Source organism: Streptomyces sp. NPDC047974 (assembly GCF_040653375.1).
Classification (GTDB): domain Bacteria; phylum Actinomycetota; class Actinomycetes; order Streptomycetales; family Streptomycetaceae; genus Streptomyces.
Genome location: NZ_JBEZNU010000022.1, coordinates 97,687 through 122,899 on the forward strand (window position 1 = coordinate 97,687; position 25,213 = coordinate 122,899).

Consider the following 25,213-nt stretch of genomic DNA (forward strand, 5'->3'; position numbering starts at 1 on the left):
GCCTCTTCGTGAGTACCGGCGGCGGGCGCGAGGCCCAACTCAAGCACACCGGTCTGCGGCCCGGCTGGACGACCGGGGCGTGCGCGACGGCCGCGACGACCGCCGCGTACACGGCGCTGCTCACCGGCGACTTCCCGGACCCGGTGACGATCACCCTGCCGAAGGGGCAGACGCCGTCGTTCGCGCTCACGGCCGAGTCGCTGACGGCGGACGCGGCGATGGCGGCGGTGGTGAAGGACGCGGGCGACGACCCGGACGTCACGCACGGCGCGGTGGTCCGCTCGACGGTACGGCTCCTGCCGCCGGGCTCCGGCGTCGTGTTCCGGGCGGGCGAGGGCGTCGGCACGGTCACCCTGCCGGGCCTGCCGCTGGAGGTCGGCGAACCGGCGATCAACCCGGTGCCGCGGCGGCTGATGCGGGAGCACGTGGCGGCGGTGGCGGCGGCGCACGGCGCCCCCGGGGACGTCGAGATCACGATCTCGATCGACGACGGCGCGGAGATCGCCCGCTCCACCTGGAACCCGCGCATCGGCATCCTCGGCGGCCTGTCGGTCCTCGGCACCACCGGCGTCGTCGTGCCCTACTCGTGCTCGGCCTGGATCGACTCCATCCGCCGGGGCGTCGACGTGGCCCGCGCGGGCGGCCTCACGCACGTCGCCGGCTGTACGGGCTCCACCTCGGAGCGCACGGTGACGGAGCTGTACGACCTGCCGGAGATCGCCCTCCTCGACATGGGCGACTTCGCCGGCGCCGTCCTGAAGTACGTCCGCCGGCACCCCGTCGACCGCCTCACGGTCTGCGGCGGCTTCGCGAAGCTCTCCAAGCTGGCCGCGGGCCATCTGGACCTCCACTCGGCCCGCTCCCAGGTCGACAAGGGCTTCCTGGCGGACCTGGCCCGCGCGGCCGGCGCGTCCGAGGCCCTGGCGGCGGAGGTCGCCGCCGCCAACACGGGCCTGGCCGCCCTCCGCCTCTGCGAGGCCGCCGGCGTCCCCCTCGGCGACCGCGTCGCCGCCCGCGCCCGCGACGAGGCCCTGGCGGTCCTGCGCGGCGCCCCGGTCACGGTGGACGTCGTCGCCATCGACCGCGCGGGCGTCGTCGTGGGCCGCTCCTCCCCGAAGGGCCCGGGCGCGTGATCCGGGCGACCGCCGGGACCGCCCCCGGGCGCCGGGTCAGGCGTCGTCCTCCGGCGGGGCGCCTTCGAGGAGGCGTTCGCCGATGTCGTCGGCCCAGCGCTGGGCCCAGGCGCGCAGGTCCCTGATCCGGTCCTCGTCGAGGCCGTGCGCGGTGAACTCGTCGTCGTCGATCCACTCCGCGCCGGCCAGCTTCGCCTGGAGTTCCTCCAGGTCGAACGCGTCCCGGGCGTGCTGCCGGCCCAGCTCCTCCAGTTCCTCGAGGCTCCAGCCGCGCCCCGCCGCGGCGTGGACGTCGATCAGGTCGCGGGCCATGCCCCGGTCGGCGAGCGCGCGCACCTTGGTGCCGACGACGTCGCGCAGGGAGAGGAGGAGGCCGAACTCGCGGCGTTCGGGCGGGCCGCACAGCACCTCCTTGAGGACGTCCACCTCGCACGCCTCGCCGGTGCCGGCGTCGGTGACGATCAGGCGGGCGGAGAGCGGGTCGGTCTCCACCGTCCGCACCCGCCAACCCCGCGCCTCCAGTTCGGACCGCAGGTGGGCGACGATCTCCGCCATCGGCCGGGGGTTCTCGGTGGCGACGTCGAGGTCCTGGCTCAGCCGGTCCACCAGGCCGTGCGCCTGGACGGCGTAGCCGCCGGTCAGGACGAGCGGGTACTCGGTGCCCGCGCGCAGGACGTCGTCGAGGAGGCGGCGGTGGAGCCCCGTGAGCTTCATCCGGCGGGGGTCAGCTCGCGGAAGGCGCTCTCCCAGATGACGCGCAGGTCCTTGCTGACGAGGGTGCGCAGGACGGGCCACATCTCGACGAGCAGGTCCCGGTCGAGGTACCGGACGAGGTCGTCGTGGCCGCCTTCGGCGAGGACCGTGCGGTAGCAGCTCATCCGCAGCCGGGGCCGGTCGAGGTCGTACTCGGTCAGCCCCGACCACGCCAGGTGCAGGGGGAGCCGGACCCGTCCCCCTCCGGGGCCCCGGAGGGCGGACAGGTCGGTGGGGAGCCGTCGTGCGTACCGTTCGCGCCGTACCTCGGAGACGGTCGCCGTCTCATGTGCCATGCCTCCGATTATCCCCGTGCGCGGCCGGCCCGTGGGGGAACACGCGGCACTTCCGTCACGGGCGGGATCCCGTCAGGGGCGGGGCGGCGGGAAGCCGATCTCCGCGATGTCCTCGGCGAGGTCCGCGAGGGTCACCGCCGGGTTGAGGGCCGTCACGACCTCCTGGGTGAGCGGGCGCAGGGCGAGGACGTGGCGGACCGCGTCGAGGTCGACAGGGGTCCCGTAGTACTCCGAGGCCCACTCCGCGTACGCCTCGGGGGTGCGGTCCAGGAGCAGGTGGAGGAGGCCGTGGGAGCCGTCCGGGTCCGGGTGGCCGTCCAGGTCGGGGAAGGCGACCGGGCCGGTGTGCCAGGCGTCGTCCGCGGCCTCGCGCCACAGGCAGGCGGTGGTGGCGTGGACGTCGTCCTCGTCCAGGAAGGCGGGCTCCGTGAGGTACTCCCCGAAGGCCTCCGGGACGCCGTCGAGGACGCCGGGCCAGGTCGCGCCGTCGGCGAGCGGGCCGTACGGGCTCAGCGGCGACTCGTGGTCGAAGACGCGGGCGAAGGCCCCCGCCGGGGAGAGCACGATCGTGTACTCGCCGCCCTGGCCGTCCTTCATCGACGCCAGCTGCTCGGTCTCGGACCAGTGCGCGTCGAAGGAGTAGTACCGGCCCTCCCAGGCGGGGCTGAGCACGGCGTCCAGCATCGCGAGGCCCCGGGAGCGGTCGCGCAGTTCCTCGATGCCCGGCAGTGCCCGGGCCACGTCGTAGACGGTCATGGCACCCATTCAAGTGGACGGCACCGACGTGCGGGGCCCTGACCCCGACCCTACGCTGGCCACGACGCAACCCCGCGAGAGAGGGAGTCCGATGGCGAAGCGCGGCAACAAGAAGCGGGCCCGCAAGAAGAAGAAGGCGAACCACGGCAAGCGGCCCAACGCCTGAGCCGTGGCGGAGACGGAGGCCGGGCCGGTACGGGTCCGGCCTCCGGTGCGTCAGCAGGTGTGGCGGTCGCGGGCCGGGTCGTAGAGGTGGCTGTCGCGGAACTCGGAGGCGGCGAGGGTGCGGCCGACGAGGATGACGGCCGTCTTGGTGATGCCGGCCTCCTTCACCTGGCCCGCGATGTCCTCCAGGGTGCCGCGCAGGACGAGCTCGTCGGGGCGGCTGGCCATGGCGACGACGGCGGCCGGGCAGTCGGCGCCGTAGTGGGGGATCAGCTCGGAGACGATCCGGTCGGCGTAGCGGGCGCCGAGGTGGAGGACGAGCAGGGCGCCGCTGCGGCCGAGGGTGGCGAGGTCCTCGCCCTCCGGCATGGGGGTGGCCTGCTGGGCGATGCGGGTGAGGATGACCGTCTGGCCGACCGTGGGGACGGTCAGCTCCCGCTTGAGGGCGGCCGCGGCGGCGGCGAAGGCCGGGACGCCGGGCACGACCTCGTAGGGGATGCCGGCCGCGTCGAGCCGGCGCATCTGCTCGGCCATGGCGGAGAAGACGGACGGGTCGCCGGAGTGGAGCCGGGCCACGTCCTGGCCGGCCTCGTGGGCGGCGGTGATCTCCGCGAGGATCTCGTCGAGGTGCAGGTTCGCCGTGTCGACGAGCTTCGCGCCGGGCGGGCACTCGGCGAGCAGCTCGGCGGGGACGAGGGAGCCGGCGTAGAGGCAGACCCCGCAGGCCGCGAGGGTGCGGGCGCCGCGCACGGTGATGAGGTCGGCGGCGCCGGGGCCCGCGCCGATGAAGTAGACGGTCATGCCTCTGGAGAACCCTTCGTTACGGACCATTGCGTGACGGGCATCGCGGTGCGCCAGCCGGTGAAACCGCCGACGGGCACGGCGGTGGAGACCGCGAGCCGGACGAGTTCGCCGCCGTGGCGGCGGTGGCGGTCGGCGAGCAGCGCCTCGGATTCGAGCGTCACGGTGTTGGCGACGAGCCGGCCGCCGGCGGGGAGCGCGTCCCAGCAGGCGTCGAGCAGGCCGGGGACGGTGAGCCCGCCGCCGATGAAGACGGCGTGCGGGGCGGGCAGGCCGGCGAGCGCGGCGGGCGCCGGGCCGGTGACCACGCGGAGGGCGGGTACGCCGAGGGCGGCGGCGTTGCGGGTGATGCGGGCGGCCCGTTCGGGCGCGCGCTCGACGGCGATCGCCCGGCAGTCGCGGTGGGTCCGCATCCACTCGATGCCGATGGAGCCGGAGCCGCCGCCGACGTCCCAGAGCAGTTCGCCGGGGGCGGGGGCGAGCGCGGCGAGCGTGGCGGCGCGGACGTACCGCTTGGTGAGCTGCCCGTCGTGCTCGTACGCCTCGTCGGGCAGGCCGGGGGTGGCGCCGAGGCGGAGGGTGCCGGGGTCGCGGACGCAGTCGAGGGCGAGGACGTGGAGGGCGTCGGTGCGGGCGTGCGGCCAGTCGGCGGCGGTGCCGTCGAGGAGGTGCTCGGCGGGGCCGCCGAGCTGTTCCAGGACCCGGATCCGGGTGCCGCCCCAGCCGGCCTCGCGGAGCAGCGCCGCGACCCGCGCCGGGGTCTCGGGGCCCTCGCCGAGGAGGAGGAGCCGGCGCCCGGGGTGCAGCGCGGCGCGCAGGGCGTCGAGGGGCCGGGCGACGAGGGAGAGCGTCTCGGCGGCCTCCAGCGGCCAGCCGAGCCGGGCGCAGGCGTAGGAGACGGAGGACGGGTGGGGGCGGATGTCGAGGTCCCGGTCGCCGGCGGTCTCGGCGAGGGTGCGGGCGATGCCGTGGAAGGAGGGGTCGCCGCTGGCGAGGACGGCGATCGCGCGTCCCTCGTGGGCGGCGAGCAGTCCGGGGACGGCGGGGCGCAGCGGGGAGGGCCAGGCGATCCGCTCGCCGGGGCAGTCCGCGGCGGGGAGGAGGTCGAGCTGGCGGGGCCCGCCGATGAGCACCTCGGCGGCGCGCAGGGGGCGGCGGGAGCTCTCGGGGAGTCCGTCCCAGCCGTCCGCGCCGATTCCGACGACCGATATCGCACCGTTCACGTCGGCGACTCTACGTGAGGGGTGCGGGCGGGCGGCACGTGGCGGCGCTCACGTGGGCCGTGCCCGCGGGTGGGGCGGGTCTCACTTCCGGGCGTTCTGCCCCACGTAGAAGAGGAGCCAGACGAAGCCGGCGAAGGCGTGGGTGGCGAAGACGTAGACGAAGACGCGGAGCATCACGCCCCGCTCCTTCCAGCTCTCGTCGTCGTGCGTCTTCTCGGTCATGCCGTCCAGGGTACGGGCCGTGGAATAGGACGGAGGGTGGCACCGTTGGACGAGATGATTTAAACTTCAACTACTACTTCGGAACGCGAGAGGTGACCACGATGCAGTTCGGGATCTTCACCGTCGGCGACGTGACGACCGACCCCACCACCGGCCGCACCCCCACCGAGCACGAGCGCATCAAGAACACGGTCGCCATCGCGCTCAAGGCCGAGGAGGTCGGGCTCGACGTCTTCGCGACCGGCGAGCACCACAACCCGCCGTTCGTCCCGTCCTCCCCCACCACCCTCCTCGGGCACATCGCGGCCCGCACGGAGAACCTCGTCCTCTCCACGTCCACGACGCTCATCACCACCAACGACCCGGTGAAGATCGCCGAGGACTACGCGACCCTCCAGCACCTCGCCGACGGCCGCGTGGACCTGATGATGGGCCGCGGCAACACCGGCCCGGTCTACCCGTGGTTCGGGCAGGACATCCGCCAGGGCATCCCGCTCGCCATCGAGAACTACGCGCTCCTCCACAAGCTGTGGAGGGAGGACGTGGTCGACTGGGAGGGCAAGTTCCGCAGCGCGCTCCAGGGCTTCACGTCCACCCCGCGCCCGCTCGACGGCGTCCCGCCGTTCGTCTGGCACGGCTCCATCCGCTCCCCGGAGATCGCCGAGCAGGCGGCGTACTACGGCGACGGCTTCTTCGCCAACCACATCTTCTGGCCCAAGCAGCACACCGAGAAGATGGTCCGCCTCTACCGGCAGCGGTACGCGCACTACGGCCACGGCACCGAGGAGCAGGCGATCGTCGGCCTCGGCGGCCAGGTCTTCATGCGGAAGAACTCGCAGGACGCGGTACGGGAGTTCCGCCCGTACTTCGACAACGCGCCGGTCTACGGCCACGGCCCCTCCCTGGAGGAGTTCAGCAGCCAGACCCCGCTGACCGTCGGCTCCCCGCAGGAGGTCATCGAGCGCACCCTCTCCTTCCGCGAGTACGTCGGCGACTACCAGCGCCAGCTCTTCCTCGTCGACCACGCCGGACTGCCGCTGAAGACGGTCCTGGAACAGCTCGACATCCTCGGCGAGGAGGTCGTCCCCGTCCTCCGCAAGGAGTTCGCGAACCTCCGCCCGGCCGGCGTCCCGGCCACCGCCCCGCTCCACCCCGCCGTCCTCGCCTCCAAGGAGGTCTGACGCCATGCAGACCCTGAAGCTCGTCGCCGTCTCCGCCGGCCTGAGCAGCCCCTCCTCCACCCGGCTGCTCGCCGACCGCCTCGTCCAGGCCGCCCGCTACCGGCTCGCCGAGCAGGAGTACGCCGTCGAGGCCGAGGTGATCGAACTCCGCGACCTGGCGCTGGACATCGCGAAGAACTTCGTGACGGGCTTCCCGTCGGAGGCGCTCCGGGAAGCCCTCGACAAGGTGACCGGCGCGGACGGCGTCATCGCGGTCACCCCCGTCTTCACCGCCTCCTACAGCGGCCTGTTCAAGTCCTTCTTCGACCTGATCGACCCGGCGGCCCTCACCGGTACGCCGGTCCTCCTCGGCGCGACCGGCGGCACCGCCCGGCACAGCCTGGTCCTCGACCACGCCCTCCGCCCCCTCTTCTCCTACCTGCGCGCCCGGATCTCCTCCACCGCCGTCTACGCGGCCTCCGAGGACTGGGGCACGGGCGGCGACGAGTACACCGAGGGGCTGCCGCACCGGATCACCCGGGCGGGCGAGGAGTTCGCGGACCTGGTGGCGACGGCGGCGGACGCCCGCCCCGCGGCCGAGGAGGAGCTGGTCCCCTTCGAGAAGCAGCTGGCGGACCTGAGGCTCGACTGACCGATTTGTTAGGTTGGGGAGGGTTCGACTCTTGTGGATTCTCCCGACGACGAACGGAGGTCGGCGATGGCCGGCGGCAGGATCGTGGTGGGCGTGGACGGCTCGGGCCCGTCCCTGAAGGCACTGAAGTGGGCGGCCGCGCAGGCCGCGCTCACCGGGGACGCGCTCCACGCGGTGATCAGCTGGGAGTATCCGGCGTCCTGGGCGACGCTGATGCCGGGCGTACCGCCGGAGTTCGACCCCGAGCGGCTCGCCAAGCAGATCCTCGACCAGTCCCTCGCGGAGGCGCTCGCGCCGGAGCAGGCGGCGGCGACGACCCGCACGGTCGTCTCCGGCAACCCGGCGCAGGCGCTGATCGACCAGGCGGCGGGGGCGGAACTGCTGGTGGTGGGGGACCGCGGCCACAGCGGCTTCAAGGCCGCGGTCCTGGGCTCCGTCTCCACCAACGTCACCCAGCACGCCCCCTGCCCGGTCGTCGTGGTCCGAGGCACCTGACACCCGCCCGTCGGCCGCGCCCGACGGGCGGGCGCGGCCCGCGCGGTGGAGGATGCGGTCATGGACATCAGACTCGAACTGGTCGGGGTGCCCGTCACCGACATCGACCGCGCCAAGGCCTTCTACGAGCGCGTCGGCTTCCGGCCGGACCACGACGTCACCGTCAGCGAGGACATCCGCTTCGTGCAGATGACCCCGCCCGGCTCGGCCTGCTCGATCGCCTTCGGGAAGGGGATCACCGCGATGGCCCCGGGCGCGCTCGACAACATGCAGGTCGTCGTCGACGACATCGAGCGCGCCCACGCCGACCTCACCGCGCGCGGCGTCGACGTCGGCGAGATCGACGACCAGCCGTGGGGGTCGTTCGTGTACTTCGCCGACCCCGACGGCAATCGCTGGGCGGTCCAGCAGAAGACGCCCCGCGGCCGGTAGGGCTCACTTGCGGTTGTAGAGCCGCATCGTCACCGCGCCGAACACCGCGACGAAGAGCGCCGACCACCCCAGCGACCAGGCGATGTCCGCCGCCGGCCAGTTCCCGGCCATCAACTCCCGTACGGCCGTCGCCAGATGCGTCACCGGGCTGTTGTTCACGAAGGCCTGGAGCCAGCCCGGCATGGTCTTCGGGTCGACGAAGACGTTGGAGAGGAAGGTCAGCGGGAAGATCACCATCATGCTGACGCCCATGACGGACTTCTCGCTGCGCAGCAGCAGCCCGAACATGGTCCAGATCCACGAGAAGGCGAACGAGAAGACCAGCAGCAGCGCCACCCCGAGCAGCACGCCCATCACCCCGCCGCCGGGCCGGTAGCCGATGACGAGGCCGACGGCCAGCATCACGGCGGAGGCGATCAGATAGCGCACGACGTCGCCGAGGAGATAGCCGACCATCGGCGCCGGCCGCCAGATCGGCAGGGTGCGGAAGCGGTCGAAGACGCCCTTCTCGATGTCCGTGTTGACCGAGACGCCGGTGTACATCGTGATCATCACGACCGACATCACGAGGATGCCGGGCAGCAGGAACTGGATGTACGCCGAGACCGAGCCGGCGAGCGCGCCCCCGAAGAGGTACGTGTACATCAGCACCATCATGATCGGGAACGCCGTCACGTCGAACAGCTGCTCCGGCACGTGCTTGATCTTCAGCATGGCCCGCCAGCCGAAGGTGAGCGACGCGGAGAGCGCCCCGGGCCGGGCGGGCCGGTCCTTCGCGAGGAGCAGAGCGGCGAGCTCGTCGGCACGGGGCGCGACGAAGTCCGCCCCCTGACCGGTCTGCGTGGTCGTGTCGGTGCTCATGCGGCCGGCCCCTTCCGGTCGGTGAGGGCGAGGAACACCTCGTCGAGGCTGGGCTGCCCCAGGGCGAAGTTGTCCACCGTGATCCCGGCGCGGGCCAGCTCGGCGAGGGCGCGCGCGGCCTGTTCGGCGGCGCCCAGGTCGGTGCCGTGGCCGTTGACGGTGGCGGTGAGGGCGACCGGGTCGGGGTCGAGCTGGACGTCGGCGTCCAGGGCGGTGGTGAGGACCCGCTCGGCCCGGGCCCGCTGCTCGGCGTCGCGGAGCCGCACGTGGACGGAGCCCGAGCCCACCGAGGCCTTCAGCTCGCCCTTCGTGCCCTCCGCGATCACCCTGCCGTGGTCGATGACGGCGATCCGGGAGGCGAGCTGGTCGGCCTCGTCGAGGTACTGGGTGGTGAGCAGGACGGTCGTGCCCTGGTCGACGACGGCCCGCACGATGTCCCAGACCTGGTTGCGGCTGCGCGGGTCGAGGCCGGTGGTCGGTTCGTCGAGGAAGAGCAGGTCCGGGGTGTTGAGGATGGACGCGGCGATGTCGATGCGGCGCCGCATGCCGCCCGAGTAGTTCTTGACCTGCCGGTCGGCGGCCTCGGAGAGGCCGAAGGCGTCGAGCAGCTGGGCGGCGCGGTCGCGGGCGGCGGGGCGGCCGTGGCCCAGGAGGCGGGCGAGGAGGACGAGGTTCTCGGTGCCGGTGAGGTCCTCGTCGACGGAGGCGTACTGGCCGGTGAGGCTGACCCGGCCGCGTACGGTGTCGGCCTCGGCGACCACGTCGTGCCCGAACACGCGGGCGTGCCCGGCGTCCGGGCGGAGCAGCGTGGCGAGCATCTTCACGGCGGTGGTCTTCCCCGCGCCGTTGGGCCCGAGCAGGCCGTACACGGTCCCGGCCGGGACGCGCAGGTCGACGCCGTCGACGGCCCGGTTGGTCCCGAAGACCTTCACCAGGCCCTCGGTCTCCACTGCGAAGCCGTTCGTCGCGGCCATGCCGGTGCCTCCCTCTCCGGAGCCCACCCTCCAGTGTGCTGCGGGACGGGCGCGGGCGCAGTCCGGAGAAGGGAGGAGGCGCCGGGCCGCCGGTCAGTACGGCGCGGGGTGACCGGTGGCGTCCTCGTGCGTGTAGAAGAGGTAGAACATGCCGGCGCCGACGGCGATGCCGACCGCGAGCCCGAGCCCGCTCGACGACAGCACGCTCGCCCCGGAGAGGCTGTAGAGGAAGCCGGTCGCGCCGCCGGTGACCGCTCCCCACGCCACGGCGCGCGCCTCGCGCGGCAGGGCGCGCCCGTAGGTGCGCAGCGCCCACAGGGCGCCGCCGAGGGCGAGCGCGGAGACGATGCCGAGCCAGAGCTGGCCCCAGGTGAGCGCCCCGCCGTGCCGGGAGACGGTGGCGGCCCAGAGGCCGTAGAGGACGCCGATGACGGCGGGCATGACGGCGCCGTGCGTCTCCACGGAACGCCGTGCGGGTACCGCTGCGTGTGCGGCCATGGCAGGAGCTCCTTCGTGTCGCCCCCCTGCTGCTGCACCCTCCAGGGCACACCCGCCGCAGGCGCCCCGCAAGTCGGGTCGGCGCCCCGCGGCCCCCGTCGCGGCCGGCGGGCCGGACCGCCACCGCGTCGACCTCGATCGCTCCACCCGTTCGGAGCAGTCGGAAGGCCTAAATGTTCCCATTGATCCCACTATGGGCTCATGAGTCAGAACAGCACACCCCCGCGACCGGACTCCGCCCCGCGACCGCCGAGGTCGAGCACCTCGGAGGCCTGGTCCTCCGGCGGAACGCTCTTCGCCGGTGTCCTCATGCTGGTCACCGGCATCATGGACGTCTTCCAGGGCATCGCCGGGATCGCCGAGGACGACGTCTACGCCCGCGTCGGCGACTACGTCTTCAAGTTCAACCTCACCACCTGGGGCTGGATCCACCTGATCCTCGGCATCGTCGTCGCGATCGCCGGTTTCGGGATCCTCAAGGGCGCCGAGTGGGGCCGGGTCGCCGGTATCTCCCTGGCCTCCCTCAACCTCCTCGCGCAGTTCCTCTTCATCCCCTACCAGCCGTGGTGGGCGCTCTTCTCGATGGCCATCTCGGTCTTCGTGATCTGGGCCCTGGCCACGGACGAGCAGTACGGCCGCGACGAGCGGTACTGACATGGGCGCGCGCGGACGGCCCCGGCGGTACGGGGCCGCGCTCCTGGCCCTCGCCGTGACCGGTGCCGTCGCGGGCGCCGCGACCGGCTGCGAGGCGGCCAAGGAGACCGCCGGGGACATCGTCTCCTCGGCGAGCTCCGCGGTCGCCTCGGCGGCGCAGCGGAAGATGGACGAGATCAAGGACGGGGCGAACGCCACCGCCGACGTGACCGCCGGCCCGACCTCCGTCGACGGCGACCGCACGGTCGCCACGGTCACCGCCGCCAACCCGAAGGACGCGACCGCCGACTACACGGTCCTGGTCACCTTCCGGGACGCCGGCGGGAACTTCCTCGACACCGTCGTCCTCACCGTCGACGGCGTCCCCGCCGGAGCCTCCAAGTCCGGTACGGCACGCAGCAATCGGACCCTGACGGGCCCGACGACCGCGGAGATCGAACGGGCCCTGCGACACTGACGGAGTGGACCGAGCCCTCGCATCCGACGCCCGCCCGACGCCCGGCGCGGGAACCCCCGCGCCCCCGCCGCCCGCTCCCCTCCGGCCCCGGCCCGGCACCCGCGCCGCCGCCTGGGCCGCCGGGCTGCTCCTGGTCGTCCCCGCGGTCGTCGCCGGCTGCAAGGCGTACGGCACGGACGGCGTCACCCCCGTCCCGCAGCTCCTCTCCTTCCTCCCCTGGCTGACCGTCCCCGCCGCCCTGGGAGTGCTGTGCGCGGCGGCCGCCCGGCACCGGCCCCTGGCCTGGCTCTCGGTCCTCGTCCTCATGGTCACGGCCTGGACGACGCTCCCCCCGATGCTCGTGTACTCCTCCGGCACCCCGCTCGCCCGCGTCCGCGTGATCGCCGCGAACGTCGAGTTCGGGCAGGCCACCGGCTCCCTCGTCGACCTCGCGCGCCGCGAGAAGCCCCAGCTCCTGTACGTCTCCGAGTGCGACCCCCGCTGCGTCCGGACCCTCACCGCCGCGCTCTCCCGGCAGCTGCCGCACCGGGCCTCGGTGGACGCCGAGGGCTCGAAGGGCTCGGTCATCCTCAGCGCCTACCCGCTGCGCGACCGGTCCGCCGTCCCCGCCACGATGGGGATGCCGGGCGCGACGGCGGAGATCGCCGGACGGGCCGTCCGGCTCCAGCTCGCGCACCCGATGCCGCCGCTGCCGGACCAGGTCGGCCTCTGGAAGACGGAACTGGCCCGGCTGCGCGCCGAGATCGACGCCCGCCCGCCGGACGAGGCCCTCGTCCTCGCCGGCGACTTCAACGCCTCCCAGGACCACGCCGCCTACCGCGCCTTCCTCACCACCCGCGCCCTCCTCGACGCCGCCCACGTCACCGGCGCCTCCCGCACCCCGACCTGGCCGGCGGAGGGCCCGCTGCCGCCCTACGTCCAGATCGACCACGTCCTCTCGTCCCACACCCTCACGCCCGTCGCCACCCGCTTCCTCCCCCTCCCCGGCAGCGACCACCGGGCCGTCCTCGCCGACCTCGACCTGCACGAAGGACGCTGATCGGCGACGCTGGGAGCATGGACAACGAGCAGATCCTCGACGACATCGGAGCGCTCGTGGAGGAGGAACGCGCCCTGCGCGGGCGCACCGGCGGCCTCCTCCCCGAGGAACGCGAACGTCTCGCCGCCCTGGAGGTCCGCCTCGACCAGTGCTGGGACCTGCTCCGGCAGCGGCGCGCCAAGTCCGAGTTCGGCGAGGACCCCGACACCGCCGCCGTCCGCCCCGCCTCGGAAGTCGAGTCCTACCGCAACTGACGCGCACGGCGGGGTGCGCGGGGCGCGCGTAACTTGGGGGCATGGGTTCCGGGACGGGGCAGACGGGCAGGACGGGGCGGACGGGGAGGATGGCGCCGCCGGTGTGGCTGACCGCCGGACTGCGGCCCGAACCCGCGCCCGTCCCCTGGCCCGCCGTCGTCCGCGCGGCCCTCGCCCTCTCCCTGCCCCTCGCCGCCGGCCTCGCCCTGGACCGCCCCGCCGAGGGCGCCCTCGTCTCCATGGGCGCGCTCTCCGGCGTCATCGGGGACACCGCCGACGCCTACCGGATGCGCGTCTTCAACATCGCCGTCCCCCAGCTCTTCGGCGCCCTCGGCGTCACCCTCGGCACGCTCGTCTTCGGACACGGCTGGCTCGCCGTCGCCACGCTCACCGTCGTCGCGCTCGTCTCCGGGATGATCTCCTCGATCGGCGCGGTCGCCTCCGCCTCCGGTCTCCTCCTGCTCCTCAACGCCGTCGTCGGCGCCGGCCTCCCCATGCCCGAGCCGTGGTGGAAGGCCCCCGTCCTGCTGGGCCTCGGCGGCCTCGTCGTCCTCGCGCTCACCCTGCTCGGCTGGCCGCTGCGCCGCGCGGCCCCGGAGCGGGCCGCCGTCGCGGCCACCTACCGGACGCTCGCCGACCTGTACGAGGCGGCGGGGACGGAGGCGTACCAGGAGAAGCGCCACGCGGTGACCGGCTCGCTGAACCAGTCGTACGACCTGATCCTGGCCCGCCGCACCCGCCAGCACGGCCGCACCTCCTCCCTGGCCCGGCTGCTCGCGCAGCTCAACGTGCTGATCCCGCTCCTGGAGGCCGCCCCCGCCGCCGACCTCCGCGCCCGGATCCACGGCCCGCTGCCCCCGGCCGTCGCCGCGACGATCCGCGCGCTCGCCGACGCCGTCGAGAACGACCGCACCGAGCTCGCCGAACCCGCCCTGCCGCCCTCGGACCGCCCCTCCGACAAGGCCGTCGCGCACGCGCTCCGGCACGCCGCGACCGTCGTCCACGCGGCCGAGCCCAACCCCTACGACGTCGACGACCGCCTCGGCCGCCCCGCCTCCCTCGCCGTCCGCGTCCGCCGTGCCACCCGCACGATGCTGCTGTCCGCGCCCTCGTGGCGGTACGGGCTCCGCCTGGCGCTCTGCATCGGCCTCGCCCAGTCCCTCGTCTCGCTGATCGCGGTGCCCCGCTCGTACTGGGTCGCCCTCACCGTCACCTTCGTGATGAAGCCCGACTTCGGCTCGGTCTTCTCCCGGGCCGTGCTGCGCGCCGTCGGCACCTGCCTGGGCCTGGTCTCCGCCGCCCTCGTCCTCGCCGAGGTGCCCCGAGGATGGTGGGACGTGCCGGTGATGGCGGTGCTCGCCGCGCTCATCCCGGTCTTCTCCGCGAAGGGGTACGCCTTCCAGACCGCGGCCGTCACCCCCGTCATCCTGCTGCTCTCCGACGCCCTCAACCAGCAGGGCTTCGACCTCGTCCTGCCCCGCCTGTACGACTCCCTCATCGGCTGCGCCATCGCGCTGGTCGCCGGCTACCTGCTCTGGCCGGAGTCCTGGCACAGCCGGATCGGCGACCGGCTCGCCGACGCGGTCGCGGACTCGGCCGCGTACGTGGACCGCGCCTTCCCGCCCGGTCCCGCGCGGGCCGGTGTCGACGCCGGCCGGCTGCGGGCCCGCCGCAAGCTGTACCGGGACCTGTCGGCGGTCCGCTCCGAGTTCCAGCGGGCCCTCACCGAACCGCCGCCGACCGGCACCCGCGCCGCCGCCTGGTGGCCGCTGGCCATCGCCGTCGAGCGGATCGTGGACGCCACCACCGCCGCCCGCATCCGCGTCACGCACGGCGCCCCGCCGCCCGACCCGGCGGAGGTCGCCGAGGTGGCGCGCGAGCTGCGCGAACTCGCCGACGGGCTGCGGGCCACCGAGACCCTCGTCGCGGTCCGCGCCGAACTGCCCGAGGACGAGGACGGCGTCCTCGCGCCGCTCCGCCAGGAGGTCCGCGCGGCCCGCGCCATCGCCGGGCCCGAACTGCCCCCGGACGGGCCGTAAACCCTCCGCCGGGGGCGCGTCGATGGACTTACCGGCGGTCACGGAACGGAACCTTCCTGCCACCGTTACCGGATTCCATCCGGGCGACTACGATGCGCTCGACCGCCCCGATGTGATCAGCGTCCGCAGGCCTGCCGTCCCCTGCCGTACCCCCTGCCCGCGCCCGCACGGGGCCCGTCACCCGGCCCGCCCGACACGCCAGTTCGCCCTGCCCGCCCTCCCCCTCCGCCTCCCCTTCCGCCTCTCCTTCCGCCTCTCCCTCCCCTCCCGCTTCACCCTCCGTCGTCCGGAACCCCCCACCCACTCCCAGGACTCCGAGGACCCCGTCATGCGCACGACCACGAGCAGAGGGCTCCAGCCCAACGTCCTCGGCACCTTCGACACCATCGTGATGGCCGTCGCCGGCAGCGCCCCCGCCTACTCGCTCGCCGCCACCACCGCGGTCCTCTTCGGCGCGGTCGGGCTCGCCGGGCCGGCCGCGCTCCTCTACTGCGCGATACCGATGTTCGGCATCGTCCTCGCCTACGCCCGCCTCGGCCGGATCGACGTCAACGCCGGCGCCGGCTACTCCTGGGTGGGCCGCACCCTCCACCCGTTCCTGGGCTTCCTCTCCGGCTGGGCGCTGGTCTTCGCCGCCACCGTCTTCATGGTCGCGGGCTCCCTGCCCGCCGGCTCGCTCACCCTCGCCCTCGTCGCCCCCGGCCTCGCCTCCTCCACGCCGCTGGCGGCGGCCGTCGGCGCCTGCTGGTTCCTGCTGATGCTCGGCGTCGTCCTCGGCGGCACCCGGCTCACCGTCCGCGCCCAACTCCTCATGTCGGGCGTCGAGATGGCCATCCTCCTCACCTTCGTCCTGGCCGCGGTGGCACACCGGGGCCGGGCGGTCGCCTTCGACTGGTCGTGGTTCGGCCTCGGGCACTTCCACGGCCCGGAGGGCTTCGCGGCGGGCGCGCTGATCGCCGCGTTCTACTACTGGGGCTGGGACGTCACCAGCAACCTCAGCGAGGAGACCCGGAACAGCCGGCGGACCGCCGGGCTCGCCGCGCTGGTCGGCGTCGGCTTCGTCTTCCTCCTCTTCGTCGCCTTCACCGTCGCCGTGAACGTGCTGCTGCCCGCCGACCGGATCCTGGCCGCGGGACCGAACGTGCTCGCCGTCCTCGGCGAGGAGATCTGGCCCGGCGTCGGCGGGAAGCTGCTGGTCGTCGCCGTGATCCTGTCCACGGTCGCCACCCTGGAGACCACCCTGCTCCAGGTGACCCGCTCGCTCTTCGCGATGGGCCGCGACCGGACCCTGCCGGCCGCCCTCGGCCTCGTCCACCGCCGCTGGAACACCCCGTGGGTCGCGATCGCCGCCGTCGGCGCCGCCGCCCTCGTCCTCTTCGCCGGCGCGGCCGCCGCCGGCTCAGTCCAGCGGATCCTGCGGGACGCGGTCTCCGCGATCGGCCTCCAGATCGCCTTCTACTACGGCCTGGCCGGCATCGCCGCCGTCGTCGCCTACAAGTCGCTGCTGCTGCGCTCCGCGAAGAACCTGCTCCTCGGCGGGGTGTGGCCGCTGCTCGGTTCGGCGTTCATGCTGTGGGCCTTCGTCGAATCCCTCGGCGAGCTGTCCACCACCGCCCTCACCATCGGCCTCGGGGGCCTCGCCGCCGGGCTCGTCCCGATGACCGTGTACTGGCGCCGCGGCAGCGGCTACTACCGGCCCGCCCGCCTCGACGCGGGCCGCGCGCTCGCCGCCGCCGGCGAGGCCGCCCCCGCGTCCCCCGGCACCCGCGTCCGCGACAAGAGCTACGCCACGGACTTCTGACGACGACACCCGGTACTTCGTGAGGGAAGGAGGCCCCCATGGGCGTACGCCGACGCCCCCTCAGACGGTCCCGCGCGGAGCGGTTCACCCCCGACTTCGACCCGGACTTCGGTGACCGCGCGCTGACGGAGGCCCGTCACGACATCGTCATCGGCCGCTGGCAGGGCGTGCGCGACCTGCTCGCCGCCACCGGCGACGACTGGGCCCGCCGCACCCACCGCGTCCGGCTGCTCTCGCACGCCGCCGCCGGCAGCTCCACCGTCGAGACCTGGCGGGCGGCCGAACCGCACAGCGCGGACGCGGCGGTGCTGCGGGCGGCGACCGAGGTGGTGCGGGTCTTCGACGCGGCCATCGCCGCGGGCCGCGGCGCCGCCGTCGACCGGACCAGGATCGACGCGGCCGTGGACGCCTGCCGGAGCGCCGCGGAGGCGGCGCCCGCCGACCCGATGCCGTGGGTGTCGCTGCTGTCGGTGGCGCGGCTGTACGAAGGCGGCGTCCCGCGCCGGGAACTGCGCTACTGGTTCGACGAGTTGCGCCGCCGCGACCCGTACAGCATCGAGGGCCACGTCCAGGTCCTGCGCTACCTCTCGGCCCGCTGGCACGGCACCCACGGCTCGATGTACGACTTCGCCCGCGACGCGGCCGGAGTGGCGCCGCCCGGCTCGGCGCTGCCGGTCCTGGTGCAGGTGGCGCGGGTGGAGGAGTACCGCTACATCGCGGACGGGGCGCTGGGGCGCGGCCCGGTGCGCGGCTTCGACCAGCACTGGAAGCACGAGCTCGCGGTGACCGAGCTGCGGCGCACCCACGACCGCTGGATCGGCGGCCGGGACGCGTCCCTGCCCCTCGCGCCCGAGGAGGTCGGCGACCTCAACTTCCTGGCGCACGCCGCCTGCTACGCGGGCCAGGTGGAGCTGGCGCGGGAGCTGATGGGCCTGCTCGGCGCGCGGGCGGCGTGGGTCCCGTGGGCGTACACCGGCGACCCGGAGGAACAGTTCGTCCGCTTCCGCGAGGGCCTGGGAGTCGTCTGACCGCCCAGGCCCTCACGTACCGCTACCGCTTACCGCTTACCGCTTACCGCTTACCGGATCAGACGCCGATGTCGCGGCCGTCGGTGCGCCACACGGCGACGACCGACGGACGGACGATCCTGCCGGGCCCGTCGGGCCAGACGGAGGCCGGATTCTCGACGGAGGCGCCGTCGAGCTCGCCCGGGTGCTGCACGGCCACCAGGACGCGGCGGTCCTGGATGATCGGGCCGCAGGTCTCGGCGCCGCGCGGCACCGTGAGGAACTGCTTCAGCTCGCCGCGGCGGTCGCCCTGCACCGCGACGCCGAAGAGGCCGTCGTGGGAACCGAGCTGGTTGCCGTCGGTGGAGATCCACAGGTTGCCGTGCGGGTCGAAGGCCACGTTGTCCGGGCAGGAGATCGGGGAGACCTTCTCCTTCGGGTAGCCCGCGAAGTAGGTGGCCGGGTCGTTCGGGTCGCCGGCGACGAGGAAGAGGCGCCAGGCGAAGCCGTCGGACGACGGGTCGTCCCAGTGCTCGGCGAGCTCCAGGATCTGCCCGTGCTTGTTGAGGTTGCGCGGGTTGGCCTCGTCGGCGCCCGGGTTGGTGCCCTTGCCGCGGTTGGAGTTGTTCGTCAGGGCGACGTACACGCGGCCGGAGCGCGGCGACGGCTCGACGTCCTCGGGGCGGTCCATCTTCGTGGCGCCGACCTTGTCACCGGCGAGGCGCGTGAAGACGAAGACCTCCTCGGCGGTCATGCCGGGCACGTGCGAGACGGCGCCGTCCTCGGTGGCCGTGGCCAGCGGGATCCAGGTGCCGGAACCGTCGAACTCGCCGTCGTTCGGGAGCTTGCCGGTGCCGTCGATCTCGGCGGCCGGGGAGTCGCCGGTCAGCTTCGCGACGTACAGCGTGCCCTCGTCGAGGAGGGTGAGGTTGTGGGCGCGGGCCTTGCGCGACCCGCCCTTCATCATCCGCTTCGAGGAGACGAACTTGTAGAAGTAGTCGAAGCGCTCGTCGTCGCCCATGTAGACGACCGGGCGCCCGTCGGCGGTCAGGCGCGGCTGCGCGGCCTCGTGCTTGAAGCGGCCGAGCGCGGTGCGCTTGCGCGGGGTGGAGTCGGGGTCGTACGGGTCGAGTTCGACGACCCAGCCGAAGCGGTGGACCTCGTTCGGCTCCTGCGCGAGGTCGAAGCGCTTGTCGAACCGCTCCCACTTGCGCTCGGAGGCGCCGGTGCCGACGCCGTACCGCTTGTCCGTGGCGGACGAGCCGTTGGCGAAGTACTGGTTGAAGTTCTCCTCGCCGTGGAGGGTGGTGCCCCACGGGGTGGTGCCGCCGGCGCAGTTGTTGAGCGTGCCGAGGACGGTACGGCCGTCCGGGTCGACGGAGGTCCTCACGAGCGCGGAACCCGCGGCGGGACCGGTCAGCTCGAACTCGCTGGTGGTGTGCAGGCGGCGGTTCAGGTAGTGCCGGGAAACGGGCGAGAGCTTGCCCGTACGGCGCTCCTCCTGCACCACGACGACGGAGAGGCCGTGCGCGGCCCAGGCGATCTCGACCTGCTCGCGGGTCGGGTTCTCGGAGTCGTACCCCCGGAACATCAGGACCTCGTCCGTGTACTCGTGGTTGGCGACGAGCACCTGACGCCCGTACTCGCCGCGCAGCGGCAGCAGCGAGAGGAAGTCGTTGTTGTAGCCGAACTGCCCGGCCTGCGCCGCGGCGGTCTGCTTCTCCGAGTCGAAGGCGGGCGCGCCGCGCAGGATCGGCTCGCCCCACCGGATGACGACGTTCTGCCCGTACCCGGCCGGCACGGTCACCTGGTCGGCGGTGTTGGGCGCGACGGGCGCGAAGCGGAGCCCGCGGGCGCCGTCGGCCTGGGGAGCGGGCCTGTGCCCCGGGTGCGCCTCGGCGGCGGGCGCGCCACCGAGCACGACGGCCCCGCCGGCGGCGGAGGCGACGGTCACGACGGCGGCGGCGCGGAGCGCGGAACGGCGCGACAGGACACCGGCTATGACGTCGCCGACGTACTCGTTGTCGCTGGTGTTGGGCACCTCGTGGAAGCAGGCGTCACCACACCGGAACCGGCAGGTGAGGGCGGAACGGCCGCCTCCGTGCGGGTTCGTACCGATCAGCGGCAGCAGTTTGCGCACTTGGTCCTCCTCCGGCGCAGCACTGCGCCGACATGGTGTCGGGAATCCGTTCGGCCGTGACGGTATGTGTGCACATCTGCACGCGGGCGGCGGCGGAATGAACGCCGGATGAATGCGCGGCAACCGTGACCGACGGGGTCCCTGGAACCGGAGGACGTGGCCGCTAACCTTACGTGTCCGCCCTGGCCAGGGATGAAGGACGCATACCGCATCCAACTCATGCGAAAGGGTTCGCCCATGGGTATTCGGAGCTTGCTGCGCAAGGTATTCGGCCGCGACCGCGAAGATCCCGCGACCCCTTCCGTCCCTCCCCAGTCCCGCGAACCGGAGCCCCCGCAGGCGGAGACGCAGCCGGAGACGCAGCCGGAGACGCAGCCGCAGGCGGAGACGGCCCCGGAGCCCCCGGAAACGGCAGCCCGCCAGGCCGCCGACGATCTGGTGGCCGCCGCCTTCGACAACCCCCAGATCCCCAAGGCCCGCACGTCCCCCTCGGACCGGACCACGGACGCGGACGCGGGTGCGGGTGCGGGTGCGGGTGCCCCGCAGGCGGAGACGGAGGCGGAGACGGCCCCGTCGGCCACCGCCGAGCCGGAGCCGACGCCCGAGGCATCCGCCGAGGCGGAGCCGACGGCCGAGGCATCCGCCGAGGCGGAGCCGACCGCCGAGGCCGAGGGCACCGCCGCCGCTGAGCCGACCCCGGACACGGAGGCCCCCGCCGAGACGGCCACGACCGAGGCCGCACCGGAGGCGGACGCCACCCCGGTCACCACCGAGGCGGAGCCGACGGCCGAGGCCGAGGCCGCACCGGAGGCGGACACCACGCCGACGACCGCCGAGGCGGAGCCCACGGCCGAGGCCACCCCCGAGGCATCCGCCGAGGCCACCGCGGACACGGAGGCCCCCGCCGAGGCGGAGCCGACGGCCGAAGCGGAGCCGACGGCCGAAGCCGAGGGCACCGCCGCCGCTGAGCCGACCCCGGACACGGAGGCCCCCGCCGAGACGGCCACGGCCGAGGCCGCACCGGAGGCGGACGCCACCCCGGTCACCACCGAGGCGGAGCCGACGGCCGAGGTCGAGGCCGAGGTCGAGGTCGAGGTCGAGGCCACCCCCGAGGCGTCCGCCGAGGCCACCGCGGACACGGAGGCCCCCGCCGAGGCGGAGCCGACGGCCGAGGCCGAGGGCACGCCGGAGGCGGAGCCCACGCCGACGACCGCCGAGGCGGAGCCCACGGCCGAGGCCACCGACGCGGCCCCGGCCGCGACCGAGCCGGAGCCGGCCGGCGAGGCCGCCCCCGAGGCCACCGCCACCGTGGAGCCCACCTCGGACACCGAGGCCACCGCCGAGGCCGCACCGGAGGCGGACGCCGCTCCGGACACCGCCGAGGCGGAGCCGACGGCCGACGCCGAGCCCGAGAACGCCGCCGCACCGGCCGCGGCCGACGCCGAACCCGTGAGCGCGCTCGTCACGGAGCCGGAGCCGGAGCCGGAGCCGGACGCCGAGGCGCAGCCCGTCGCGGCCGACGCCGAGCCCGAGGCCACGCTCGTCACGGAGCCGGAGCCGGAGCCGGAGGCCGAGGCGCAGCCCGTCGCGGCGGACGCCCAGCCCAGCGCCGACACGGACACCGACAGCACCGGCAGCACCGGCAGCACCCCGCAGGGGGCCGCCGCCGTCTCGCTCGCGCGGGTGAAGGCGGTCGGGACGCCGGGGCTGGTGGAGGCGTACAAGGCGGCCGGAAGCGTCCTGCGGAAGAAGGGGCTCTCGGGGGCGCGGGCGAAGGTGTACCTGGTCGTCGACCGGTCCGGGTCGATGCGCGGGTACTTCAAGGACGGGTCCGTGCAGCGCCTCGCCGAGCAGGCCGTCGCGCTCGCCGCGCACCTGGACGAGGACGCGACGGTCACGACCGTCTTCTTCTCGACCGACGTCGACGGGGTCGTCGACCTGACCCCCGCCGAGCTCACCGCCACCCGCGTGGAGGAGATCAACGCCGGCCTCGGCCGCCTCGGCCGGACGAACTACCACCGTGCCGTCGAGGAGGTCCTGGCCCACCACGAGAAGGCGGACCCGGCCCGCCCCGCGCTGGTGGTCTTCCAGACGGACGGCGCCCCCGAGTCCCGTACCGCCGCGACGCAGGCCCTCGCGGAGGCCGCCGGCCGCCCCGTGCACTGGCGCTTCACGGCCTGGGGCGAGGAGGACGGCAAGGCCTTCGACTACCTGCGGAAGCTCACCGCCGACCGTACGGCGACCCATTTCGCGGGCCCGGCGCCGGCCGAGACCCCGCACCCGGAGTTCTACCGAGGCGTCCTCACCGGCCTCGCTCTCTGAACGCCCGGCTGAACCACCCGCTCCGCCCCCTGCTTATCGATGTGAGTGGATCTTCGTAGGCCCGTTAGGATTTCGACCATGGCGGCCACTGGATCCGAGAAGCAGGGGGCGAAGGCGTTCTACGTCACGACCCCCATCTACTACGTCAACGACGCTCCTCACCTGGGCCACGCCTACACGACCGTCGCAGGCGACGTGCTCACGCGCTGGCACCGTCAGCGCGGCGAGAAGGTGTGGTTCCTCACCGGCACGGACGAGCACGGTCAGAAGATCATGCGCACGGCCGAGGCGAACGACGTCACGCCCCAGGCCTGGTGCGACAAGCTCGTCGAGGAGGCGTGGAAGCCCCTCTGGGAGCACCTGAACATCGCGAACGACGACTTCATCCGCACCACGCAGAAGCGTCACACGGACCGCGTCCAGGAGTTCGTGCAGGACCTGTACGACAAGGGCGAGATCTACAAGGGCGGCTACGAGGGCCCGTACTGCGTCGGCTGTGAGGAGTTCAAGCTCCCGGGCGATCTCATCGAGGCGGAGGACGGCACCAAGCTGTGCCCCGTCCACAAGAAGCCGGTGGAGATCCTCAAGGAGGAGAACTACTTCTTCAAGCTGAGCGAGTACGGCCCGAAGCTGCTGGAGTTCTACGAGGCGAACCCGGGCTTCATCCAGCCGGAGTCCGCCCGCAACGAGGTCCTGAACTTCGTCAAGCAGGGCCTTGAGGACCTCTCCATCTCGCGCTCGACCTTCGACTGGGGCATCCCGGTCCCGTGGGACAGCGCGCACGTGATCTACGTGTGGATCGACGCGCTGCTGAACTACGCGACGGCGGTCGGCTACAACGAGAACCCGGAGAAGTTCGACGAGACCTTCCCGGCGGACGTCCACCTCATCGGCAAGGACATCCTCCGCTTCCACGCGGTGATCTGGCCGGCGATGCTGATGGCGCAGGGCCTCCCCGTCCCGGGCAGGGTCGCGGCCAACGGCTGGCTGATGGTCGGCGGCGAGAAGATGTCGAAGTCGAACCTGACCGGCATCAAGCCGCAGGACCTGACCTCGCACTTCGGCGTGGACGCGTACCGCTGGTACTTCCTCCGGGCCATCGCCTTCGGTCAGGACGGCTCGTTCTCGTGGGAGGACTTCTCCGCCCGCTACACCTCCGAGCTGGCCAACGACTACGGCAACCTCGCCTCCCGCGTGGCGGCGATGGTCGGCAAGTACTTCGGCGGCGAGCTGCCGGCCTCGACGGCCGACGGCGACGCCGAGAAGGCGATCCACGAGGGCCTGGCGAAGGCGGTCGCGACGGCCGACGCCAAGATCGGCGAGGAGCTGGACTTCCAGGCCGGCATCCTGGCGATCTTCGACTTCGTGAAGCAGGTCAACGGCTACATCACGGAGCAGGAGCCGTGGAAGGTCGCGAAGGACGAGTCGGAGGAGGGCCGGGCCCGCCTGGCGACGATCCTCTACACGGCCGCCGAGTCCCTCCGCGCCGTCGCCGTCCTCCTCAACCCGATCATGCCGGAGACCTCGCAGGCCCTCTGGGACTCGCTCGGCGCCGAGGCCTCCCTGGGCGCCCTGGCCGCCCAGTCGGTCGACTCCGCCGCCACCTGGGGCCGGCTGCCGGCCGGCGCGACGGTGACGAAGGGCGCGGTGCTCTTCCCGCGCCTGGAGGACCCGAAGAAGGACTGACGTCCACCCGTACGCGAGCGAAGGCCGCCGCCCCTGTCTCCCGGGGCCGGCGGCCTTCGCCGTGTCACAGGCCCGGCTAGTTGTACGGCGGGTTCAGGGTGAACACGACCCGCTTGCCCGGTCCCGAGTAGTTCGCCCGCTCGTTGATGCCCCACAGCCGGTGCACGGCCGGGGACCAGGAGAGGTTCTGGGTGAGCGGCGGCGCCTTGGTGAGGACGTGCGGCGCCTCGCCGGGCTTGGCCCGGTGGATGCAGTACGCGACGTCGGAGTTCGTCGTGCCGGCGTATTCGGGGCACTCGCCGCTGAAGTAGTAGTACGTGCCGTCGGTCGCCGCGCCCTGCACCTTCCAGATGGGCACGCGGTACGCGGCGTTCGCCGTCACCTCGCCGGTGTGGTTGTCGGCGCCGTCGGTGTCGAGGAGCGCGTCGGTGGCGTTCAGCGGCCAGCGGACGAGGGGACGGCCGCCCGTCGCCCCAACCTCGGAGGTGACCAGGCTGTCGGGGCCCGTGCGGTCGAGGCTGAGCGAGGTCATGCACGGCGCGGTGTCCGTGCAGGCGGAGCCGTAGGCCCCGTTGGAGTACATGCCGATCATCGGCAGCGCCCACTCGTGGTCGCCGGAGTACGCCGTGCCGTCGACGACGCCGACCCTGGTGGCGTCGCGGGTGGTCTTCCACAGGTGGCGCAGGTCGTAGACCTGGATCTGGTGGCCGGTGGAGACGAAGAGCTTGTTGCCGTACCAGGAGACGCCGTCGGCGTGGCCTCCCGGGTGCGGGAGCGCGGGGCTGGTCTTGTCGCCCACGGCCCGGTAGCCGGCGGTGTCGCCGGAGCCGTACGGGTCCACGAGCAGGATGCGGTGGTAGACCGGTGCGACGCTCGGGCTGCTGTTGTTGACGACGGTGATGCGGGCCTGGCTGTCGTCCGCGTTGTGCCAGGAGGCGATGTAGAGGTACTTGCCGTCCCAGGTGCCGGTGGGCTGGGCGTCGTGGGAGCCGGTGAAGCCCTGCGGCGTCCACGTGCTGGAGACGTCGTCCTCCTTGTTCCAGCAGAAGCCGCCGATGCTGTAGGCGGTGTTGAGGTTGTGGGGGTGGCAGAGCCCGGAGATTCCGGTGACGCCGCTGGTGACACCCGGGTCGAAGAGCGGGGAGAGCGCGGTCCGGCCGGCGAAGCCGGTGACCTTCCCGGAGGCCTCCAGGTCGTCGATCGCGGCCCAGCGCTCGGTGAAGCCGCTCGCGGTCAGCCGCATCTGCGTGGCGTCCATCGGCGCCACCGGGGACGCGGCGGCGGCCTGCGGAGCCGCCGTCAGGGTGAGGCCGAGGAGGCCGAGCACCGCCACCGTCGCGGTGGCGGCGCGCGAGCGCCATCGGGTGGTCGTACTGGTTCTCGTCACCGAGGG

General features: G+C 73.5%; 26 protein-coding genes. 15 read left to right on the forward strand and 11 right to left on the reverse strand.

All coding sequences use genetic code 11. The features are described from left to right. Window positions 1-8: 8 nt before the first annotated feature. Complete coding sequence (locus AB0E19_RS27485) at window positions 9-1,133, forward strand: cobalt-precorrin-5B (C(1))-methyltransferase (RefSeq protein WP_362184860.1); 1,125 nt, start codon at window positions 9-11, stop codon at window positions 1,131-1,133. A 36-nt stretch (window positions 1,134-1,169) separates the two neighbouring features. On the opposite strand, the gene AB0E19_RS27490 is transcribed toward AB0E19_RS27485, so the two are convergent. From AB0E19_RS27490 to AB0E19_RS27500, 3 genes are all read right to left on the reverse strand, one after another. Continuing rightward, window positions 1,170-1,847: a nucleotidyl transferase AbiEii/AbiGii toxin family protein gene (locus tag AB0E19_RS27490; RefSeq protein WP_362184861.1), complete on the reverse strand. Its 678-nt coding sequence runs from the start codon at window positions 1,845-1,847 to the stop codon at window positions 1,170-1,172. Then, window positions 1,844-2,182, reverse strand: coding sequence for a transcriptional regulator (locus tag AB0E19_RS27495; RefSeq protein WP_362184862.1), 339 nt, complete (start codon window positions 2,180-2,182; stop codon window positions 1,844-1,846). The genes AB0E19_RS27490 and AB0E19_RS27495 overlap by 4 nt, the downstream gene beginning before the upstream one ends. Before the next feature lie 72 nt (window positions 2,183-2,254). Beyond that, window positions 2,255-2,938 (reverse strand): hypothetical protein, encoded by a 684-nt coding sequence (locus AB0E19_RS27500; RefSeq protein ID WP_362184863.1) that lies wholly within the window; start codon window positions 2,936-2,938, stop codon window positions 2,255-2,257. Here AB0E19_RS27500 and AB0E19_RS27505 point away from each other — a divergent pair. Next, the gene (locus AB0E19_RS27505) at window positions 2,937-3,104 is read left to right on the forward strand and encodes a hypothetical protein (RefSeq protein ID WP_362184864.1); all 168 of its coding nucleotides are present in this window, start codon (window positions 2,937-2,939) and stop codon (window positions 3,102-3,104) included. The two genes, AB0E19_RS27500 and AB0E19_RS27505, sit on opposite strands and share 2 nt — an antisense overlap. Before the next feature lie 50 nt (window positions 3,105-3,154). Here AB0E19_RS27505 and cobM read toward each other — a convergent pair whose 3' ends face one another. The 3 genes from cobM to AB0E19_RS27520 form a co-directional block, all read right to left on the reverse strand. Further along, a complete protein-coding gene (cobM, locus tag AB0E19_RS27510; RefSeq protein ID WP_362184865.1) occupies window positions 3,155-3,904 on the reverse strand; it encodes a precorrin-4 C(11)-methyltransferase in 750 nt (249 codons plus the stop codon). Continuing rightward, window positions 3,901-5,127 (reverse strand): precorrin-6y C5,15-methyltransferase (decarboxylating) subunit CbiE, encoded by a 1,227-nt coding sequence (gene cbiE / locus AB0E19_RS27515; RefSeq protein WP_362184866.1) that lies wholly within the window; start codon window positions 5,125-5,127, stop codon window positions 3,901-3,903. The genes cobM and cbiE overlap by 4 nt, the downstream gene beginning before the upstream one ends. An 81-nt stretch (window positions 5,128-5,208) precedes the next feature. Beyond that, the gene (locus AB0E19_RS27520) at window positions 5,209-5,349 is read right to left on the reverse strand and encodes a DUF6126 family protein (RefSeq protein ID WP_362184867.1); all 141 of its coding nucleotides are present in this window, start codon (window positions 5,347-5,349) and stop codon (window positions 5,209-5,211) included. A 101-nt stretch (window positions 5,350-5,450) separates the two neighbouring features. Here AB0E19_RS27520 and AB0E19_RS27525 point away from each other — a divergent pair, with 101 nt between their 5' ends. The 4 genes from AB0E19_RS27525 to AB0E19_RS27540 all read left to right on the forward strand — a co-directional run bounded on the left by AB0E19_RS27525 (window position 5,451) and on the right by AB0E19_RS27540 (window position 8,088). Beyond that, window positions 5,451-6,530 carry an LLM class flavin-dependent oxidoreductase gene (locus AB0E19_RS27525; protein WP_362184868.1) on the forward strand — a complete coding sequence of 360 codons (1,080 nt, stop codon included), beginning with the start codon at window positions 5,451-5,453 and terminating at the stop codon, window positions 6,528-6,530. A 4-nt stretch (window positions 6,531-6,534) separates the two neighbouring features. Next, the gene (locus tag AB0E19_RS27530) at window positions 6,535-7,161 is read left to right on the forward strand and encodes an FMN reductase (RefSeq protein WP_362184869.1); all 627 of its coding nucleotides are present in this window, start codon (window positions 6,535-6,537) and stop codon (window positions 7,159-7,161) included. A 66-nt stretch (window positions 7,162-7,227) separates the two neighbouring features. Beyond that, window positions 7,228-7,656, forward strand: a complete 429-nt coding sequence (locus tag AB0E19_RS27535) for a universal stress protein (RefSeq protein ID WP_362184870.1) — start codon at window positions 7,228-7,230, stop codon at window positions 7,654-7,656. A 60-nt stretch (window positions 7,657-7,716) separates the two neighbouring features. Next, entirely contained in the window at window positions 7,717-8,088 is a 372-nt protein-coding gene (locus AB0E19_RS27540; RefSeq protein WP_362184871.1) for a VOC family protein, read from the forward strand. Between the two features lie 3 nt (window positions 8,089-8,091). Here AB0E19_RS27540 and AB0E19_RS27545 read toward each other — a convergent pair whose 3' ends face one another. From AB0E19_RS27545 to AB0E19_RS27555, 3 genes are all read right to left on the reverse strand, one after another. Continuing rightward, on the reverse strand, window positions 8,092-8,949 hold the full coding sequence (locus AB0E19_RS27545; protein WP_362184872.1) for an ABC transporter permease: 858 nt from the start codon (window positions 8,947-8,949) through the stop codon (window positions 8,092-8,094). Further along, window positions 8,946-9,923: an ATP-binding cassette domain-containing protein gene (locus AB0E19_RS27550; RefSeq protein WP_362184873.1), complete on the reverse strand. Its 978-nt coding sequence runs from the start codon at window positions 9,921-9,923 to the stop codon at window positions 8,946-8,948. Before AB0E19_RS27550 ends, AB0E19_RS27545 begins: the two co-directional genes overlap by 4 nt. A 93-nt stretch (window positions 9,924-10,016) precedes the next feature. After that, entirely contained in the window at window positions 10,017-10,421 is a 405-nt protein-coding gene (locus AB0E19_RS27555) for a hypothetical protein (protein ID WP_362184874.1), read from the reverse strand. Between the two features lie 201 nt (window positions 10,422-10,622). On the opposite strand from AB0E19_RS27555, the gene AB0E19_RS27560 reads away from it, so the two are divergent. The 7 genes from AB0E19_RS27560 to AB0E19_RS27590 all read left to right on the forward strand — a co-directional run bounded on the left by AB0E19_RS27560 (window position 10,623) and on the right by AB0E19_RS27590 (window position 17,693). Continuing rightward, window positions 10,623-11,075: a hypothetical protein gene (locus AB0E19_RS27560; RefSeq protein ID WP_362184875.1), complete on the forward strand. Its 453-nt coding sequence runs from the start codon at window positions 10,623-10,625 to the stop codon at window positions 11,073-11,075. Between the two features lies 1 nt (window position 11,076). Then, entirely contained in the window at window positions 11,077-11,532 is a 456-nt protein-coding gene (locus tag AB0E19_RS27565; RefSeq protein ID WP_362184876.1) for a hypothetical protein, read from the forward strand. 4 nt (window positions 11,533-11,536) lie between these two features. Next, window positions 11,537-12,571: an endonuclease/exonuclease/phosphatase family protein gene (locus AB0E19_RS27570; protein WP_362184877.1), complete on the forward strand. Its 1,035-nt coding sequence runs from the start codon at window positions 11,537-11,539 to the stop codon at window positions 12,569-12,571. Window positions 12,572-12,588: 17 nt separating this feature from the next. Further along, on the forward strand, window positions 12,589-12,825 hold the full coding sequence (locus tag AB0E19_RS27575; protein WP_362184878.1) for a DUF2630 family protein: 237 nt from the start codon (window positions 12,589-12,591) through the stop codon (window positions 12,823-12,825). An 89-nt stretch (window positions 12,826-12,914) separates the two neighbouring features. Further along, window positions 12,915-14,864 (forward strand): FUSC family protein, encoded by a 1,950-nt coding sequence (locus tag AB0E19_RS27580; RefSeq protein ID WP_362184904.1) that lies wholly within the window; start codon window positions 12,915-12,917, stop codon window positions 14,862-14,864. 328 nt (window positions 14,865-15,192) lie between these two features. Beyond that, window positions 15,193-16,665, forward strand: a complete 1,473-nt coding sequence (locus AB0E19_RS27585) for an APC family permease (protein ID WP_362184879.1) — start codon at window positions 15,193-15,195, stop codon at window positions 16,663-16,665. 38 nt (window positions 16,666-16,703) lie between these two features. Continuing rightward, complete coding sequence (locus tag AB0E19_RS27590; protein WP_362184880.1) at window positions 16,704-17,693, forward strand: hypothetical protein; 990 nt, start codon at window positions 16,704-16,706, stop codon at window positions 17,691-17,693. A 58-nt stretch (window positions 17,694-17,751) separates the two neighbouring features. On the opposite strand, the gene AB0E19_RS27595 is transcribed toward AB0E19_RS27590, so the two are convergent. After that, window positions 17,752-19,812, reverse strand: coding sequence for a PhoX family protein (locus tag AB0E19_RS27595; RefSeq protein ID WP_362184881.1), 2,061 nt, complete (start codon window positions 19,810-19,812; stop codon window positions 17,752-17,754). A gap of 252 nt (window positions 19,813-20,064) precedes the next feature. On the opposite strand from AB0E19_RS27595, the gene AB0E19_RS27600 reads away from it, so the two are divergent. Together AB0E19_RS27600 and metG are read left to right on the forward strand one after the other, a co-directional pair. Then, complete coding sequence (locus tag AB0E19_RS27600) at window positions 20,065-22,134, forward strand: VWA domain-containing protein (protein ID WP_362184882.1); 2,070 nt, start codon at window positions 20,065-20,067, stop codon at window positions 22,132-22,134. A 78-nt stretch (window positions 22,135-22,212) separates the two neighbouring features. Next, on the forward strand, window positions 22,213-23,820 hold the full coding sequence (gene metG / locus AB0E19_RS27605; protein ID WP_362184883.1) for a methionine--tRNA ligase: 1,608 nt from the start codon (window positions 22,213-22,215) through the stop codon (window positions 23,818-23,820). 76 nt (window positions 23,821-23,896) lie between these two features. Here the strand turns inward: metG and AB0E19_RS27610 are convergent, their stop codons facing one another. Next, the gene (locus tag AB0E19_RS27610) at window positions 23,897-25,207 is read right to left on the reverse strand and encodes a hypothetical protein (protein ID WP_362184884.1); all 1,311 of its coding nucleotides are present in this window, start codon (window positions 25,205-25,207) and stop codon (window positions 23,897-23,899) included. Window positions 25,208-25,213: the final 6 nt, after the last annotated feature.